Source organism: Aequorivita antarctica (assembly GCF_007997155.1).
In the GTDB taxonomy this organism is placed as follows: domain Bacteria; phylum Bacteroidota; class Bacteroidia; order Flavobacteriales; family Flavobacteriaceae; genus Aequorivita; species Aequorivita antarctica.
The window spans coordinates 1-18180 of the sequence record NZ_VORT01000010.1 but is presented as its reverse complement, the minus strand read 5'-3'; the positions used below and the strand labels follow the sequence as shown (position 1 = coordinate 18180).

12 protein-coding genes are annotated in these 18180 nt (G+C 37.9%); 4 read left to right on the top strand and 8 right to left on the bottom strand.

Annotated features, from left to right (window positions below; all coding sequences use genetic code 11):
- Positions 1-4: 4 nt before the first annotated feature.
- The 3 genes from ESU54_RS13405 to ESU54_RS13395 all read right to left on the bottom strand — a co-directional run bounded on the left by ESU54_RS13405 (position 5) and on the right by ESU54_RS13395 (position 4436).
- Positions 5-1126 (bottom strand): glycosyltransferase family 2 protein, encoded by a 1122-nt coding sequence (locus ESU54_RS13405; RefSeq protein WP_111845267.1) that lies wholly within the window; start codon positions 1124-1126, stop codon positions 5-7.
- 112 nt (positions 1127-1238) lie between these two features.
- Positions 1239-1859 (bottom strand): recombination mediator RecR, encoded by a 621-nt coding sequence (gene recR, locus ESU54_RS13400; protein ID WP_111845268.1) that lies wholly within the window; start codon positions 1857-1859, stop codon positions 1239-1241.
- A gap of 84 nt (positions 1860-1943) precedes the next feature.
- Positions 1944-4436, bottom strand: a complete 2493-nt coding sequence (locus ESU54_RS13395; protein WP_111845269.1) for a T9SS type A sorting domain-containing protein — start codon at positions 4434-4436, stop codon at positions 1944-1946.
- A 135-nt stretch (positions 4437-4571) separates the two neighbouring features.
- On the opposite strand from ESU54_RS13395, the gene ESU54_RS13390 reads away from it, so the two are divergent.
- A complete protein-coding gene (locus ESU54_RS13390) occupies positions 4572-6017 on the top strand; it encodes a sodium:solute symporter (RefSeq protein ID WP_111845270.1) in 1446 nt (481 codons plus the stop codon).
- On the opposite strand, the gene ESU54_RS13385 is transcribed toward ESU54_RS13390, so the two are convergent.
- Positions 5988-6350 (bottom strand): CoA-binding protein, encoded by a 363-nt coding sequence (locus ESU54_RS13385; protein ID WP_170253290.1) that lies wholly within the window; start codon positions 6348-6350, stop codon positions 5988-5990. The two genes, ESU54_RS13390 and ESU54_RS13385, sit on opposite strands and share 30 nt — an antisense overlap.
- Positions 6351-6722: 372 nt before the next feature.
- Here ESU54_RS13385 and ESU54_RS13380 point away from each other — a divergent pair, with 372 nt between their 5' ends.
- Entirely contained in the window at positions 6723-9161 is a 2439-nt protein-coding gene (locus ESU54_RS13380; RefSeq protein ID WP_111845272.1) for a TonB-dependent receptor domain-containing protein, read from the top strand.
- 197 nt (positions 9162-9358) lie between these two features.
- On the opposite strand, the gene ESU54_RS13375 is transcribed toward ESU54_RS13380, so the two are convergent.
- From ESU54_RS13375 to ESU54_RS13360, 4 genes are all read right to left on the bottom strand, one after another.
- A complete protein-coding gene (locus ESU54_RS13375; RefSeq protein WP_111845273.1) occupies positions 9359-9979 on the bottom strand; it encodes a TMEM175 family protein in 621 nt (206 codons plus the stop codon).
- A gap of 21 nt (positions 9980-10000) precedes the next feature.
- Positions 10001-11008, bottom strand: coding sequence for a 3-oxoacyl-ACP synthase III family protein (locus tag ESU54_RS13370; RefSeq protein WP_111845274.1), 1008 nt, complete (start codon positions 11006-11008; stop codon positions 10001-10003).
- Between the two features lie 282 nt (positions 11009-11290).
- Positions 11291-12598 (bottom strand): ABC1 kinase family protein, encoded by a 1308-nt coding sequence (locus ESU54_RS13365; RefSeq protein ID WP_111845280.1) that lies wholly within the window; start codon positions 12596-12598, stop codon positions 11291-11293.
- The gene (locus ESU54_RS13360; protein WP_111845275.1) at positions 12598-13287 is read right to left on the bottom strand and encodes a TetR/AcrR family transcriptional regulator; all 690 of its coding nucleotides are present in this window, start codon (positions 13285-13287) and stop codon (positions 12598-12600) included. Before ESU54_RS13360 ends, ESU54_RS13365 begins: the two co-directional genes overlap by 1 nt.
- A 236-nt stretch (positions 13288-13523) precedes the next feature.
- On the opposite strand from ESU54_RS13360, the gene htpG reads away from it, so the two are divergent.
- Together htpG and ESU54_RS13350 are read left to right on the top strand one after the other, a co-directional pair.
- Positions 13524-15416 carry a molecular chaperone HtpG gene (htpG, locus tag ESU54_RS13355; RefSeq protein WP_111845276.1) on the top strand — a complete coding sequence of 631 codons (1893 nt, stop codon included), beginning with the start codon at positions 13524-13526 and terminating at the stop codon, positions 15414-15416.
- A gap of 188 nt (positions 15417-15604) precedes the next feature.
- Positions 15605-18180, top strand: a 2576-nt coding sequence (locus ESU54_RS13350; protein WP_249041329.1) for an HYR domain-containing protein, incomplete at its 3' end; no start/stop codon positions are given.

The following is an 18180-nucleotide window of genomic DNA, read 5'->3' as shown; positions in this document are numbered from 1 at the left end:
TTTCTTAAAAAACAACCACGCCACCCTTTTCGTCGCTTTGGTCGCTTCCTATTATGAAATTGCAGCCAGGCGGACGTATGCGAAAAAGATTGTTGTGCCCTTTTAACTGTTTCATTAGTTGGAAGATTTCTTCATATGAAATGTATTCGGCATCAAAGACGAGCAAACTGTTTTGGAGAATAATCTGCGAATGCACATTTTTTGAAGCCATTTGAAAAACTGTCGCCGTAGAAGCAGATAGCTTTTCCAGCAACTCAATATTTTCAGTGAAGAAATAATTTCGCTCCAGTTTTGGGACAGACTTCGCTTTTTTATCTGAAGTAATTTTACTTTTCGCTTTGGCTAAAGCAACTCCCGCGGAAACGGAACTTTCAAGAAGAAAATTTTTATTGAAATGCTTTCTGTAAAAAATCTGCATTGCGCCGTAAAAACGTTCAAAATAAGCATCGTCTTTTTTGGTGCTTTCGCCTTTGTAGTGAAGCACTGTCACGCTTCCCAAATAATGGTTTTTGTAGCCTGCCTGAGTTATTTTATAAGAAAGGTCAATGTCTTCACCATACATAAAATAGTCCTCGTCAAAACCTCCAACTTGGTTATAAATGCTTCTTTTTAAAAGCATAAAGGCGCCCACCAATACTTCAACTTCTCCATGGGAGGTTTCGGAAACATGCTTGGCATAATATTTCTTTGTAAAACCGGAAAGCTTCATCAATGAAACCTTTGGTGTTGGGAGGTTGCGTTTGCTTTCGGGAAGGAAATTCCCCGTACCATCCATCAAATAAACACCCAGAGCTCCAATATTTTTAATGCTTTCGGAATATTCAATTGCTTGTCTAAAAGTATCTTTGGAAACCGCGGTATCAGGGTTTAAAATGCAAACGTAATCGCCCTTGGCAATCGCAACTGCTTGATTGTTTGCTTTGCTGAAACCAACGTTTTCTTTGTTTTCAATCAAAACCACATTTGGAAAGAGAGTTTTGACCATTAGGCAACTATCGTCTTTGGAGTCGTTGTCTATCACAATAATTTCAGCATCCCAGTTTTCGATTGCTTTTTGAACGGAACGAATGCACTGTTCTAAAAAGTAGTGTACATTATAATTAAGGATTACAACGGAGAGTTTCATCAGAAAAATTTATTTGAAAAATAGGACTGCTTCGACTGCGCTCTGCAAAGGAATGGAATGCCCTTGAATAAATCTTGGGTCGGTTTGTTAATTGTAAATGGGCTTTTCAAAACTACAGGCTTTTAAGTGAAGATTCAAAAGGAATACGGTGTAAAATACTTCGACCCAAAGTAACCTCATCTGCATACTCTAGCTCGTCGCCCACGGAAATACCCCGGGCAATGGTGGTTGTGGTTATATTGAAATTTTCAATTTGTTTATAAATGTAAAAGTTTGTGGTATCGCCTTCCATTGTTGAGCTAAGCGCAAAAATAAGTTCACGGACGTTTCCCGCTTTTACTTTTTCAACCAAAGAAGGAATAGTCAAATCGCCTGGGCCAATGCCATCCATTGGAGAAATTTTTCCGCCCAAAACGTGGTAATGGCCACGATATTGGCTGGTATTTTCAATAGCCATTACATCGCGAATGTCTTCAACCACACAAACCAATTGCTCATCGCGACGCGGATTTGCACATATTTCGCAAAGCTTTGAATCGCTAATATTATGGCAGTTTGCGCAAAAATTTATTTCGTCACGCATTTTTACCAAACTAGAAGCTAATTTTTGCGATTGCTCCTTGGGTTGTTTCAATAAATGAAGTGCCAAACGCAGCGCGGTCCGTTTCCCAATTCCAGGGAGTTGGGACATTTCATTCACTGCATTTTCAAGAAGTTTTGAAGAAAATTCCATAGTATTTTACCTGCAGCCAAGATAAAAAAAATGCTTCAGAAAAAAGAAGTTTTTACTGAAGCATTCCTGTTGTAAAAAAGGTTCTTAATTTATAAGAAGTTTTTTAGTTGCAGTCCCTTCCTCTGTACTTAGGCGAACAAAATAAGTGCCTGAAGAAAGTGAAGAAACATTAACTGTATGCTTATTTGCAATTAGTGCATCTGCTTCATAAATAAGCAGTTTTCCAGTGATATCAAACACACGTACTTCCGCCTTCATTGATTTTGGCAATGCGATTGTAAATTCTGAAGTTGCTGGGTTTGGATAAATGCTCATGGTGCTTTCAGAAATTACATCTTCAATACCTACAGTGCCATCAACCAATGGGGAAACCCAAAGACCTCTTCCGTAGGTGGCCGCATAAAGCATATTGGTTGTGTTGTTAATGTCCAATTCGTTTATAATTACGTTTGGCAAAAGGTTGCTGTATGGTTGCCAATCTGTGAAAGTATCATCAATATAATAAATTCCGTAATCCATACCCAAATAAAGTCCATTTTTACCGTTATCATCCCAAACAACAGCCAAAGCACTAAAACTTGGAAGGTTCAATTTGTAATCTGTCCAAGTGGTTCCACCATCATTGGAAATAAAAACACGATTGACACTTGTTGTTGCCACTGCTATTTTATCTGGATTTGTTGGGTGAATAGCTATAGAGTTGATAACGCCACCTGGTGTTGTAGCTTGAACCCAATTTGTAGCTCCTGCGTCTGCGGTTCTATGAAGTATAGGACCTCTTGAAGAGTACATTACTTGATTGTTGGAAGGGGAAATTTTCAAATTATCCAAATTGCCTCCAAAATTTTGTGAAATAGCCGCCCAAGATGATCCAAAATTGCTGGATTTATATACAATATTATAGCCTACATATATAGTATTTGCTAGAACGGGATCTTGTTCAAATGGCGTAACCCAGTTTCCAGAACCGCTACCTGGCTCATTAAGGCCTACGTAACTAGTACCACCGTTGTTAGTACGATACAGTTGGCCACCTTGGCTTGTACCATAAAATATACTGCTGCTTGTTTTATCAATAAATGATTCCATTCCATCGGCACCTAACCAATCTTTCCATCCAGTTGCGGCACTGTAAAATGAAGTTCCGTTGTCCTGAGCGCCGCCTGAAACAATTACATCAGCAGTTTGGGATACTCCAATTTTATAAAATTGACGAATTCCTAAACCATCTGTAAGATCTTCGTAATAATTCGCATTTAAATTACCAGTATCAGTAGCTTTATAAATACCACCGTCTGTTATCGCGTAAAGTGTTGTTCCATAGAACATAAGGTCGTCCACATCGGCATGGCAGTATCCAATATTTGCTGAAGCAGCATTTCCTGGTATCCAATCTGCGGTACAGGTAAAATTGGTTCCTCCGTCCATGGATCTCCATGTAAGAATTCCTGCAATATGCACTTCATTTACATCGGTAGGGTTTACAGCTATACCCATATCTCGTGGGGCTTGACCATTGTTGTCATTTCCACTGGTACTATATCCAAAAAAGTTAAGACCTCCGTGATTAAGTTTTGTAAAACTGTCACCACTATTACTTGAAGTGTAAAAAGCTCCAAATATTCCGTTAGAAGCCTCTACAACATAAACAACGCTTGCATCATCAGCAGAAACTCCAATCATTTTAGGTCCGTTTGTAAATCCGCCTATAGTTGTAAATGTTGCACCACCATCAATGGATTTATGAAAACCACTCCCAGAAGCATAAACTACAGAGAGATCTCCTGGTTTAAATTCTACATCATAGCCTCTGTTGTCTCCAGTAACAACTTTTACCCAGTTCGCTCCACCATCAGTTGATCTATAAATACCAACATTTTCGGCAGTTGCAAACATCATGTTTGTGTTAGAAGGGTTTATAAGAATTTTATTTACGTTACTACTTCCTGTTTGTCCCTGTAAATTCCATGTTGCACCAGCATCAGTAGATTTAAATATTTTCCCACCTGTAGAACCAAAAAAGTAAGTATCAGAATCTGTAGGGTCGATAGCAACTGAATATACTGAAAGGTTTGAAAAATAATCATTCAGTGGAGTCCAAGTTTGTGCGCCATCTGTGGTTCGCCATACACCGCCAGTATTGGCACCAATAATCATATGGTTAATATTCCCTTCATCTATAGAAAGGCCCGTGATTCTACCAACGCCAGGATTCCATCCTGAAGTAGCGTTCCATGCTGTAGGACCAAGTTCTTCCCAGTTATCATTGAGGACTGCACGGTTTTGAGATGTGCTGTTAAGATATGCGTTCCATCGTTGAAGTTCATTCAAACGCTCTTCAGTTGTTGGAAGATATCCATCTTCCTTTACCATTCTTAGGGCGTTGTATTCCCATCTTTTAAACTGTTTATAGCCAGTTCCACGGCCTTTGTCTCTGTTAGCAAAGTAGGCTTCGGCATTGTCAATAACATCCTGCACTTTATAGGTGCCGGCATCGATCATCTGAAGATATTCCTGTGCCTGACTGGCAAAAGAACCAAAAAATAACGCAATAAGTAGAAGTAGTTTGAAACGCATTTTATTAATTTTTAAGGAGTTATATGACTATATATTCAAAGTTTTCAAAAGTATTAAAAATAAAAATTGTGGAGAAACCAAACTTTGTATTTTTACCACTAAAAGTATCTCTTTACTAATAAAGTCTTAAATTTTATGCAACCCTTACACATACTTCTTTTAATTGTTGGTTATTTTTTGGTTTTAATTTTTGTTTCCTTTTTAACCAATAGAGACGGAAGCAATGCCGATTTCTTTAAAGCCGGGAAGCAGTCACCTTGGTATTTGGTAGCTTTCGGAATGATTGGGGCCTCACTAAGCGGTGTAACTTTCATCTCTGTCCCGGGCTGGGTGGAAGCCTCAAAGTTCAGTTATTTTCAGGTGGTTCTGGGATATATTGTGGGCTATGCGGTTATAGGAACTGTATTGCTTCCTCTTTATTATCGTTTAAATTTGACTTCAATATACACCTATTTGGAAGGAAGGTTTGGAAAGGCTTCCTATAAAACAGGCGCTTCGTTCTTCTTACTTTCCAGAGTTGTGGGTGCAAGCTTTCGGTTGTATTTAGTGGCAGTTGTGTTGCAAAGTTTGATTTTTGACGATATGAACATCCCTTTTTGGATAACCGTAACCATTACAATCTTATTGATTTGGCTATATACGTTCAAAAGTGGAATAAAAACCATCGTGTGGACAGATACATTACAAACTCTCTTTATGCTTGTGGCCGTTGGGGTTTCGGTTTATTATGTTTCCACAGACTTAGGACTCTCTGGAAGTAATCTTTTCAACTTTATTGCAGATAGCGATATGAGCCAAATTTTCTTTTTTGACGATTGGAAATCAAGCGATTATTTTGTGAAACAGTTTATAAGCGGAGCATTCATCGCTATTGTAATGACGGGACTAGATCAAGATATGATGCAGAAAAACCTAACCTGCCGTAACTTGAAAGATGCCCAGAAAAATATGTTTTGGTTTACCATTGTTTTAACGATTGTAAACTTTGTGTTTTTAGTTTTAGGACTTTTGTTAACTGTTTATGCTCAAAAAAACGGGATTGACGTACATAAAGATCAATTGTACCCCACACTTGCCATGCAAAATGAATTCGGGGTTGGTATCGCGGTCTTATTCATTTTAGGCCTTATTGCTGCGGCCTACAGTAGCGCAGATAGTGCTTTGACAGCGCTGACGACTTCCTTTAGTATTGATATTTTGAATATTGAAAAAAGATATGACGAAAAAAAACAGGTACGTGTCCGCAAATTAATTCACATTCTGTTTTCGCTAGTGCTTATTTTGGTAATTATAATTTTCAAATACGTAATTGCAGATGATTCCGTGATTGCAAAACTTTTTGTTTTTGCGGGATATACCTACGGCCCATTATTGGGATTGTATGCTTATGGGCTCTTTACAAAATGGAACGTAAAGGACAAACTTGTTCCAGTAGTCGCCATATTAACTCCCTTTTTAGGATATGCAATAAGTGCCTTAAGTGCGGAATACTTGAATTTTGAATTCGGATTTTTTATACTTATTTTAAATGGAGCGATTACTTTCTTCGGTTTAGTATTGATTCGTACCCAAAAGAACTAAGGTGCAGGCTACTTCCGATTCAATATTATGTTTTTTAAGTAATGTGTAAAATTCAGGATTTTCCGTACCTGGATTGAAAATTACGCGCTTCGGTTTCAAGGAGATGATGTAATCGTAATATTCAACTTGCCTTTTGGGGTTTAAATAAAGTGTTACGGTGTCAATATCCTCAAAAGGCTCTTTTTCAGTCAAAATAGCTACACCTGAAACCACTCCTTTTTTTAATCCAATAGCTTCAACGGGATGGCCGTGATTTACCAAACGATTGATTGCCAGATTTGAATAACGGCTGGGATTAAGGCTCGCGCCAAGTACTAATGTATTCTTCATCAATGATATTTTTTTTATGAAAATACAATACTCTTTTTCAAGATTTCATAAATGTTCGTTAAAATGAAAAAGACGATGAAACATTCAGAAAGTTTGAGCGTCTATATAGAAGTTAGGATTTATTCTTTACTGCTGTATTTTTTACGTTGATGGTTAGTGTTAATAATTGCAGTAAAGATTCAAACCCGAGGCACTTGCTTCGGGTTTGTTTGTTTTTATAAAAAACTTTCTTTCTGGTGTAACAGAAAAAAAATTATTTCGTCTTGTATATATAAGCAGAGAAACATTTGTGCATTTAGTATGTTATGCAAGGTAATATCTAATGCAATATAGTTTTTTTAATTCATCAATCATTAACATCAATCAAACAAACAAATGAAAAACATTTTATTGTTAATCGTATTTATCACCTTTGGAACAACCAAAGCTTCCGTCGATCCTACAGACAAACCCGGCAATATTTATGGTATTGTAACAGACAAAATTCTCAATGAGCCTCTTCCTTATGTAACCGTGGTGGTGAAAAATCTAAATGGCGAAATTATTACCGGTGCGGTAACCGACGATACAGGTAAATTTGAGATTCACAAGATTCCTGAAGGCAGAGGCAATGTTTTTATCCAGTATATAGGATATAAGGTTTTCACCACAGAAATAAATATCACCAAAGGCAATGAAAACATTGACTTAGGAAATATATTTCTAGAGGAAGACATAGCGTCACTTGATGAGGTTAGCATTGTTGCCGAACGATCCACCATTGAACAACGTTTGGACAAAAAGGTGATAAACGTGGGGAAAGATCTTTCTACCGCCGGTCCCACGGCTTCGGATATCATGAACAACCTACCAACCGTAAGCGTTGACCAGCAAACAGGTGAACTCTCGTTACGAGGTAATGAAAACGTACGTGTAATGGTGGATGGAAAACTTTCAAATATTCCCGTAGCACAATTGTTAAAGCAGATTCCATCCTCATCCATCAAACAAATTGAGCTCATCACAAATCCCTCTGCAAAGTATAATCCTGAGGGAATGAGCGGAATAATCAATATTATCCTTCATAAAAACGTAAATGTGGGCTTTAATGGCAACGCCTCCGTAGGTCTTACTTTTAGAGAAAATGCTAAATTTAATGCTGGTTTGGATATGAATTACAGAAATGGAAAATTCAATCTATATGCCAACCTAAGTAACAATGTTTCCAAAAACGAGAATAACGGCCTCATCTCGCGATCACTAAACAATTCAAATGAAGTGATTCATTTTTTGGATGAAAGTAAATCCAACCTTTTCAAGGTGGGATTGGATTTTTATCTGAATGAAAAAAACACAATATCATTTTTCACCAATCAAAATTTATATGATGGAACTGGGGTTGGCAGTTCCTCAATATTCTATTTAGATCAACCTTCCTTTAACCAGAAACAGTTATTTTATTTTGACAATGAAAATATTTCTTCACAATATAATTTTGATTATAAGTTGAACTTTGAAAAGACTGACCATACGCTTGAACTGGAGGCTGATTATAACGTATTTTCAAATGAGACCGATGGAAAATATTTGTATAGCGGGGCTTCCCCATTAGCTAATTTTGCAGATAATGATGAAACTGACCGAAATCAACTCACCGTCAATCTCGATTATGTAAATCCCCTCTCAGAAAGTGTAAAGCTTGAAGTTGGAGCAGAAGCACGCCTTTTCGAGACTAATATAGATTATGCCTCCAATGGTAAAAGCTACAATGCCGATGGCGAACTGGTGCCCACACCTTCAACCCGTTTTGAATATGTCCGTGATATTTATTCCCTTTACGCCACTTATGGAAAAACCTATGAAAAATGGTCATATCAGCTAGGTGCACGAGTGGAAAACGTTAGTGTAAAAGTCGACACCAACAATTTGCGCGCTTTCACTAATGATTACTTTCAGGTATATCCCAGTGCCTTTGTTACCTATTCTCCTAGTGAAAAAAACCAATTTCAGTTAAGTTACAGTCGCAGGGTGGACCGACCTGGTCTTGATCAAGTAAACCCAATTCGCGAATTTAGCACGCCACTAATTTCATCCTTTGGAAACATAAGCTTGAAGCCGCAATTTACCAATTCAATAGAGGTCAATTATACCCGCAATTTCGAAAAGGGAAGCCTAACTGGAGGGGTATTCTATCGGGTTGTGGATGACGAAATTAATCGCACTATACTTGTAGATCGGACAAATTTGGACAGATCCATTCTCACATTTCAAAATTTCAGTAGTACCAATGCATACGGAATTGAAGTTTCAGCAAATTATAAACCAACTAAGTGGTGGAGCTTTAACTCAAGTTTTGAACTTTACAAGAGAACTCAAAAAGGTATTACTGAAATTTTTGAAAACCCTACTGAAACCCCATCTGTTGAAGACATAATAACACAAGTTGTAGAAGCAGACAGAGTAACGTGGAATGTGAGAATGATGAATAATTTTACCCTCACAAAAGACCTTACATTTTCGGCATTTGGACTTTACCGTGCAAAAAACAAGGGCATTCAGTTTGAATCTGAGCCACTATATTTTGTCAATCTGGGAGCTCGATATACATTATGGGATGGACGAGGAACTTTTAGCGTTAATTATAATGACATTTTTGATTCTATGAAATTTGCTTTTAGTGGTAACACTCCATATCCACAAAGCGGCGAGTTCAGAAATGAAAGCAATACTATTTACGTAGGGTTATCCTATAGGTTTGGCGGAGGAAATTACCGTGCGAAGAGCCGAAAAAACAGAGATGACAACACATCCTCAGGAGGTGGGGGCATTTTCTAAACCGTTATTCTTTTGTTAAAATACAATATGGAATGAAACAATTATAGACTTCATATCGTCTATTAAGATATAACACCTAAAATTTACTTTTATAATTTATTTAAATTAGCCTTTAACGAATTATACCTTTTTTAGGTAAAAGAAAAGCCTTTCAAAAAAATGAAAGGCTTTCTTACTTCATAAGTTCTTTGAATTGACTATAAATCGCGTTTCATCTTCTTTTTATAATATCTATTTATGAGCAAAATAATCAAGAAGAGAAATACAAAAACAAATCTGGAAAATATAGGAAAAGCAAATGCCAATATCCCTGAAATCACCCAAATTAATATACCATTTATTGCTCGTGCTTTGTGCCATTTCGCCAATACTCCCGTAAGACCCGTTTTGCCATTCTCCTTTTTAACAACATATCTAATCATCAAATAATTAAATAAACCAATCACGGCTAAATTAAAGCAGTAAAAAACATACGGTCCCGTTAAGAAGAAGCTCCCGACATAAAATGCAGTAGAAAAAGGCAGCAATACTACAAAAAGCAACAAAAATATATTTAGCCAAAGTAGTTTACTGTCAACATCAGTAACGTATTTCATCAATCTTAAATGAGCTACCCAATAGATTGCCGTAACAAGAAAACTTACTACAAGACCAATAAAACTAGGTATTCTCGCTTCAAGAATTTTCCAAGTTCCGTATTCATTAACAGATGCTACATTTGGAACTGCTATTTCTAAAATGAGCAGCGTCATTGCTATTGAAAAAATAGCATCGCTAAAACCGATTATTCTACTTTTATCAAAAGTAATATCATCCATAAATTATCTCTGTTCGGTTGTTTACCATCTAATGATTACGCTTCCCCAGGTGAAGCCGCTTCCGAAGGCCGCCAAAACAACCAAATCGCCCTCCTTAATTTTCCCTTCTTCCCAAGCTTCTGTAAGCGCAATTGGAATAGAGGCCGCCGTAGTATTTCCGTATTTTTGAATATTATTAAAAACTTGGTCGTCAGTCAATTTCAATTTATGCTGAATAAATTGCGAAATGCGAAGATTTGCTTGATGCGGAATTAGCATATCAATGTCTTTCACTTCAAGATTATTAGCTTCCAAACCTTCCCTGATTACTTCCGAAAAACGGACAATGGCGTGTTTAAAAACAAACTGCCCATTCATTACCGGATAATAAGGAATATCTTCCTGCGGATTTTCAGCAATAATTTGCGGTACCCAATGTTCGGTGCTAGGGCCTTTTAATGAAAGTTCATTTTTATGCTGCCCTTCGCTGTGAAGATGTGTTGATAGAATTCCACCCTTTCCTGTTTCATTTCTTGAAACTACTACAGCTCCCGCACCATCACCAAAAATAACCGAAACATTTCTGCCTCGCGTGGTAAAATCGAGTCCGCCACTGTGGTTTTCACTACCAATTACTAAAACGTTTTTATACATTCCTGTTTTCACGAATTGATCTGCAACTGAAATCGCATATACAAAACCGCTGCATTGGTTGCGCACGTCCAGGGCTGGAATGGTACGCATACCCATCATTTCCTGCACTTCTACCCCACCGCCCGGAAAATACATGTCTGGGCTTAGCGTAGCAAAAACGATCATATCTATATCGTTAGGAACAAGTTTAGCGCGTTCCAAAGCAATTGTTGAAGCTTTTACGGCCATCACCGAAGTAGAATTGCCATCACCTTTTTTAATATGTCTTCGCTCTTTGATACCTGTGCGTTCTTGAATCCAAGCATCATTGGTATCCATTAATTTTGAAAGATCATCATTGGTAACAATATTTTCGGGCACGTAATATCCCAAACCAGTAATTTTTGAAGTGTACATTTATTTCAATTTTTAATAGTGAGGAAAGATAAGTATATACCGCATTTCAGAGAAACAAATTGCAGTTTATATAGTATGCATGCATAGCAAATGCAACATGTCTTCTGAGTTTCCAAAAATAAAAAAGGGCGCAAAAGATGCGCCCTTCTTAAACAACCTAACCAATTAAATAATAGAACATTTTACTTTTTCATAGCAATTTAATATTCGATTATTCTCTGTAAAGATACCACACTTTGTTTAGTGTAATTGTTAAAGGATTAAACAAAGTTTTGTTAAAGTTTAGAGGTACTTTTTATAGTTGTTGATTTCTACTTTTGCTCCCAAATCATTCATTAAATTATAAAGACCAAAAAAGGTTCTGTTTATATAAAGGAAATGTTTTGAACCGCGATTGCCATTCATTTTCCTGATTTCGGTGTCTTTTGAGTATTTTGTGCTTAACTCTGCAATTTTCCCGAAGAATTCTTCATCCGAAAAATCAAATGTTTCACTGTGGAAAGGCTGGGTGAATAAACTGAGCATTTCGTAAAACAGTTCTGAAAAGAATTTTGTCTCCTCGGGAGAATCTTCTTCCTTTAAAATTTCCAAGGCGTACATTTTCTCTAAAAATACATCGGGATTGTTGATGTTTTCCGGTTTTGCCAATTCAAAATAGGGAACATAAAATTCTTCGGGGACGGTTTTTACGCAACCAAAATCTATCGCTATCAAGTTTGCATCTTTATCCACCAAAAAATTTCCCGGATGCGGATCTGCGTGCACGCGTTTCAAATGGTGCATTTGGAACATATAAAAATCCCAAAGCGTCTGCCCTACTCTGTTCGCTTTTTCAGTATCAGTATTTGTATTTGTGAATTCGGAAAGATGCTCTCCCGTCATCCAATCCATCGTTATGATTCGCTCGCCGGAAAGTTCTTCGTAATATTTGGGAAATTTCAAATTAGAGATGTTTTTACAAGCCTCCGTTATTTCCTTGCTTTGGGCAACTTCCAATAAATAATCGGTTTCTTCCAGCAATTTATCTTCAACCTCCTTAAAATACTTTTGGCTGTCTTTTCCTTTTATGTTGAACATTTTCATTGCCACCGGTTTTACCATTGCCAAATCACTGCTAATGCTTTTGGCAACTCCGGGATATTGAATTTTTACAGCAAGATTTTTATCGTCTTTTGTGGCTTTGTGAACTTGCCCAATACTTGCAGCGGCAACAGATTCTGCATCAAAAGTGTCAAAAAGACTTTCGGGCGTATCGCCAAAATATTTTTTAAAAGTCTTCCGAACCAAAGGCGCGGAAAGAGGTGGAACCTGAAATTGCGCTAAGGAAAATTTTTCAACATACGCTTTCGGCATAATGTTTTTTTCCATACTCAACATCTGCGCTACTTTTAGCGCGCTGCCCTTCAAATTTTTCAAGCCGTCGTAAATATCCTCGGCATTGCTTTCGTTCAATTCATCTTTTGTTGTTTCAGAATTGACTAACTTTTTTCCGTAATACTTCAAATAATTACCGCCAACTTTTACGCCGGTGGTCATTAATTTTGAAGCTCGTTGAATTTTGTTTGTGGGAATTTTGTCTATCGTCTTCATTAAGTCATTTTTTCCTTCCATAAAAATTTTCCAAAATCGAGAATGCTTTCCAGCGGCTGAGTATCAAAAACATCGAAGATAACCCGAACGGATTTTTCAATCGCAATATCTGTATTTTCAAAACCAGCAGAATTGTCATCCATCCAATATTTCAATAAAAAAAGGGTTTGCAACCAAGCGCCTTCAGAGAAAATTGTTACGGATTGCTTCAAAATTTTTAGTTTTTTGTCTTCGTTATTTTCGCGGATAAGTTCTGCAGCAAAATGTTTTACATTTTTTCGAAGTCCTTTTAGCTGGCTCAGGCTTTTCATCATATTTCGATGTTCCTGCAAGCTGAAAAGAATATAGCTCCTATTTAGAGTAAGCATTTCAAAAAAAGTATAGAAAAAGGTGAGCATTTTTTCTTGGTTGGAATAGCCAGAGTAATTTTCGTCTTTACTCGCCAAAATAATTGTCTGCTCATAGAAAGAATTCCAAATTGCCATTTGCAGCCCTTCAAAAGAACCAAAATAGTTGTAAAATTCAGATTCTTTAAAATTGTTTTCTTTACAGAATTTGAAAACGCTGAGCGGCGTTTTTTCCTTCAAAAGCACCCATTCCATATAAGCGGAAATTATTTTCTCCTTGCTCATTTTATTTTTTGGGATGGGTTTTTTGGAGGCTGGTGAAATTATATTTGCAGTATCCATTATATCGTAAGTATTTAGAAATGAATTAAAAAAATTTACTTGTATTAAAACACAAAGATAACCACTGTTTAATGTTTTGTATGATTGTTTAAACAGAATATTCTGTTAAAGTTTCGGGTCTATTTTTAAAGGTTATTTCGTGACATCGTGTCAGCATTTTGGGGCTTGGTACTTTATTTGACTAATAGGAATTAGATTTCAACACAATAAAAAATAACAACAAACAATAAAATAAAATGAGCAAAGGAACTATCAATGTATCAGTGGATAATATTTTCCCGCTGATAAAAAAGTTTTTATACAGCGACCACGAGATTTTTCTTCGTGAGTTAATTTCGAACGCTACAGATGCTACCCTAAAAATGAAGCATTTGGCCAACATTGGTGAAGCAGAAGGCGTTGAATACGGCAATCCAATAATTGAAGTGAAGCTGGACAAAAAGAAAAAAGAGCTTCGTATCATAGACCAAGGCATTGGGATGACCAAAGACGAAGTTGAAAAATACATCAACGAAATTGCCTTTTCCGGCGCTGAAGAATTCATTGAAAAATACAAAGACAAAAACGGAAAAGATGCTGGAATCATTGGGCATTTCGGTCTTGGATTCTATTCTGCGTTTATGGTTGCCGAAAAGGTAGAAATCATTACCAAAAGTTACAAAGACGAACCAGCGGTTCATTGGGCTTGCGATGGCTCGCCAGAATTTACTATAGAAAAAGCTGATAAAAAAGAAAGAGGCACAGAAATAATCCTCCACATTGCTGAAGATTCTACAGAGTTTTTGAAAGAAAGTCGTATTAGCGAACTTTTGGTGAAGTACAACAAGTTTATGCCAATTCCAATCAAATTTGGAACCCGTACCGAAACACTTCCAAAACCTGAGGATGCAAAAGAAGAGGATAAAGCTCCCACTAAGGAAGTTAACAATATTATTAATAATCCAAATCCGGCGTGGACCAAACAACCTACTGAATTGGAGGACAAGGATTATAATTCTTTTTACAGAGAATTGTACCCAATGCAATTTGAGGAGCCCCTTTTCCACATTCACTTAAATGTTGACTATCCGTTCAATCTTACTGGAATTCTTTATTTCCCAAAAATGAGTAACGATATGAGCATTCAAAAGGATAAAATCCAGCTCTATCAAAACCAGGTTTTTGTAACCGATAACGTGGAGGGAATTGTGCCTGAGTTTTTAACGATGCTCCGCGGGGTTATTGACAGTCCAGACATTCCATTAAATGTCTCAAGAAGTTATTTACAGGCAGATGGTGCAGTTAAGAAAATTTCAAGCTACATCACCCGAAAAGTTGCCGACAAGCTGAAAAGCCTTTTTAACAGTGACCGTGAAGGTTTTGAAAAGAAATGGAACGATATCAAAATTGTCATTGAGTACGGAATGCTTACAGAAGATAAATTCTTCGAAAAGGCACAGGATTTTGCGCTTTACCCAACGGTGGACGGTAATTATTACACCCTTTCAGAATTAAAGGAAAAGATAAAAGATGTACAGACCGATAAAGACGGAAATCTTGTTATTCTTTATGCTTCAAACAAAGAGGAACAACATAGCTATATTGAAGCTACTAAGGAAAAAGGCTATGAAGTATTGCTGTTAGATTCACCAATAATTACACATCTTCTTCAAAAAGTAGAAGGAAGCGAAGAAAAAGTTTCTTTTGTGCGTGTAGACAGTGATCATGTGGAAAACCTAATCAAAAAAGATGAAGAGCAGATTTCAAAACTATCTGATGAGGAAAAAGAAAGCTTAAAAACATTTCTGGACGGGATTATTCCGAAGGAAAAATTCAGTGTACAACTGGAAGCTTTGGATAGCAATGCCAATCCTTTCATCATCACCGAACCTGAATTTATGCGAAGAATGAAAGATATGCAGAAAACTGGCGGTGGCGGTATGTTCGGGATGGGAGGTTTTCCTGAAATGTATAATTTGATAGTAAATACCAATCACGAATTGGTTAGCGAAATTTTGAAGACTAAAACAGAAAAAAAGAAAGAAAGGTTGGTTAACCAAGCACTTGATTTGGCAAGACTTAGTAAGAATTTATTGAAAGGAGAAGAACTTACAGCATTTATAAAGCGCAGTTATGAGATGATTAAATAGCTCTTTCATTAATTTAAATCACAAAAAAGCCATTCCTAAATCAAAGGAATGGCTTTTTTTATGGTGTTTGCGCAATGTTTTACGATAAAATGAATTTCACTATATTTTAACATAAAATTCTGAAATAATAGCTTAAATGTGAATGTTTTAACATATATTTATTGTTCTAACTTTAAATATATTGAATTATGAAAAAAATTACATTATTAATGCTCTTTATCATTGGTATTGGATATTCCCAAACCAGTAATTTAGTGGCAACAGGCGCACATTCCGATGTGTACCTCAACGGAAATGGGGCACTGCAAAATTTCATGTTAGCTCCCTGTAGCTTTTCGCAACCTGTTGTAGGTGCGCCAAATGGCTACAGCATCACTTCGACCGATCCAGGGAGAAGTGTTGCTGATGATTTTACGGTTTCAGCTAATGAGGTATTTGAACCAGACAATTTTTCTTTTGTAGTCGCTTTGTTTGACCCAAACGTTATAAGTAGCACTACCATTGTCTTCTACTCAGACAATGCGGGTCTTCCAGGCACGGTGATTTCCACCTTATCTTCGCAGGTACCTGTATCTCAAAATATTGTGGGCACAGCCTTTGGCAGAAACTTAAGGGAAGTTGTTTTTAATCTTTCCACTAGTGGTGTTTCCTTAAATGGAGGGGCTTCCGGCACAAAATATTGGGTAGCTTTAGAAAATGCTATTCCAAATGTAGCTGACAATCCTTTCTGGCTTGCAAAAGATTTAGTTACTGGAAATGAGTCTGCCTACAAGGCTTCTACTAACGGGTATGTTTGGCAGCCAGGAACATTAACTTTCGGGGTACCCAGAGATATGGTGTTTTTGCTTTCCGGAGATTGTAGTCCAGCTTCTGGTGGTCCAGTAGCAGAATGTGGCACTGGCAATCCACAACCAATTCCTGCATCAGGAACTGGAGGTGCTGGCTGTGCTTTCCCTACCCTTTCACCTGCAACCGTTACCGCAACTGGTAATATAGGTGCTGCCTCTGGAGATTATATCTTAGATAACGTACAAATTAATCTTACCCACACTTGGGATTCAGATTTGTCAATTTCATTGGTTTCCCCAATGGGTACATCTCTTGATCTTTCTAGTGGTAATGGCGGTAGTGGAGACAATTATACAAATACAGTTTTCATGGATGGTGCGCCAAGCATCACAACTGGTTCTGCTCCTTTTACAGGAACATTTCAAGCTGAAGGAGGAACCTTTGCCGCTACTTTTGCCGGAGAACCTATTAATGGAAACTGGACCCTTAGAATTTGTGATGGTGCTGCTGGTGATAGCGGAACATTATTAAGCTATTGCATAAACTTCAGTGAAATAACAGTTGTTGGCAACGCACCAACCATTGCTTGTCCAGCAGACATTACTATAAACAATACCGCTGGCACTTGTGGCGGTGTGGCAAACTTTGCCGGTGTAGCCTTTGATGTTGAAGATGGGAATATCTCCTCTTCTATCGTGGCCACCCCTGCAAGCGGAAGCACTTTCCCGGTTGGAGATACTATGGTTGAACTTTCCGTAACCGACAGCGATGGCAATACCGCCACTTGCTCGTTTATGGTTACCGTTTTGGACAACGAACTTCCAGTTGCTGTTTGCCAAGATATAACAGTGGACCTTGACCCTGTAACAGGAATGGCTACCATTACTGCCGCCGATGTGGACAATGGCTCGACTGACAACTGTAGCATCGCCTCTATGAGCTTGGACGTTTCTTCGTTCGATTGCTCTATGACAGGTGCAAATACAGTAGTGTTAACAGTTACCGACAACTCTGGTAATTCATCTACCTGTACATCTACCGTTACCGTTCAGGACGTTACCGCTCCTGAGGTATTCTGTGTGGGAGGATTTGGAATCTTCACAGAGTCTGAGGACTTTGAAGCTGGCCTTCCATCAGGCTGGTCAACCGTAATGAATACAGGGACCTGCGATTGGATAAACAGCGGAGATATGCCTACTGGTGATGATTTCCCTACCTTGGCAATGTTATTTGACGATGACGCCTGTGGTTCTGGCGCACCCGCAAGCAATGTATCACTTCTTTCTGCGGTATATGACCTTACCGGAGCTTCCAACGTAACCGTTGACTATGATGTGGCCTTCCAGGAATCCGGAACACAAACATTTACCGTTGAGGTATTCGACGGTGCAGCTTGGCAACAAATTGCATTCTACGATGCCGATTTGGATCCAGACATCCAGAGTGAATCAATCGATGTTTCAGTTTATGTGAATGCAACCTTCCAAGTACGTTGGACATTTGATGACAACGGAGGCGAATGGGGCTGGGGAGCTGGTGTTGACAACTTCTTGTTGAGCTATGAAGCTGCTTCTGGTGGTGGTCTTGATGTTTTCCTTGATGCAAACGGAATGGCTAGTGTAGATCCTAACGATCTTCTTGTTAGTGTGAACGAAGCTTGTGGATACACTGTTACCGCTGGCGGTGTTGGTGGAGGAACCACAGGTTCTTTAAGCACTTTCTTTATAGGAACAAACGGTGGTGCCTCAGGTTGGACAGTAATGTACGACGTAACTGTAGGCCCAGCTGATATTCAGGTGACTGAACTAGACATTAACAGCACGAGTACAACGGCGTTTGATTTAGATTTATATGTTCTTACAGGAACTTATGTAGGTAACGAAACCAACGCAGCTGCTTGGGGTGCTGTTGCCGCTACTGGTTCTGGAACCGGTGCTGGTACAGATTTACCTAGTAATGTTGTTCTTGATGCTCC

Coding starts and splice junctions, on each gene's coding strand:
- ESU54_RS13405 (WP_111845267.1), bottom strand. CDS start 1,126: ATGAAACTCTCCGTTGTAATCCTTAATTATAATGTACACTACTTTTTA.
- recR (WP_111845268.1), bottom strand. CDS start 1,859: ATGGAATTTTCTTCAAAACTTCTTGAAAATGCAGTGAATGAAATGTCC.
- ESU54_RS13395 (WP_111845269.1), bottom strand. CDS start 4,436: ATGCGTTTCAAACTACTTCTACTTATTGCGTTATTTTTTGGTTCTTTT.
- ESU54_RS13390 (WP_111845270.1), top strand. CDS start 4,572: ATGCAACCCTTACACATACTTCTTTTAATTGTTGGTTATTTTTTGGTT.
- ESU54_RS13380 (WP_111845272.1), top strand. CDS start 6,723: ATGAAAAACATTTTATTGTTAATCGTATTTATCACCTTTGGAACAACC.
- ESU54_RS13375 (WP_111845273.1), bottom strand. CDS start 9,979: ATGGATGATATTACTTTTGATAAAAGTAGAATAATCGGTTTTAGCGAT.
- ESU54_RS13370 (WP_111845274.1), bottom strand. CDS start 11,008: ATGTACACTTCAAAAATTACTGGTTTGGGATATTACGTGCCCGAAAAT.
- ESU54_RS13365 (WP_111845280.1), bottom strand. CDS start 12,598: ATGAAGACGATAGACAAAATTCCCACAAACAAAATTCAACGAGCTTCA.
- ESU54_RS13360 (WP_111845275.1), bottom strand. CDS start 13,287: ATGGATACTGCAAATATAATTTCACCAGCCTCCAAAAAACCCATCCCA.
- htpG (WP_111845276.1), top strand. CDS start 13,524: ATGAGCAAAGGAACTATCAATGTATCAGTGGATAATATTTTCCCGCTG.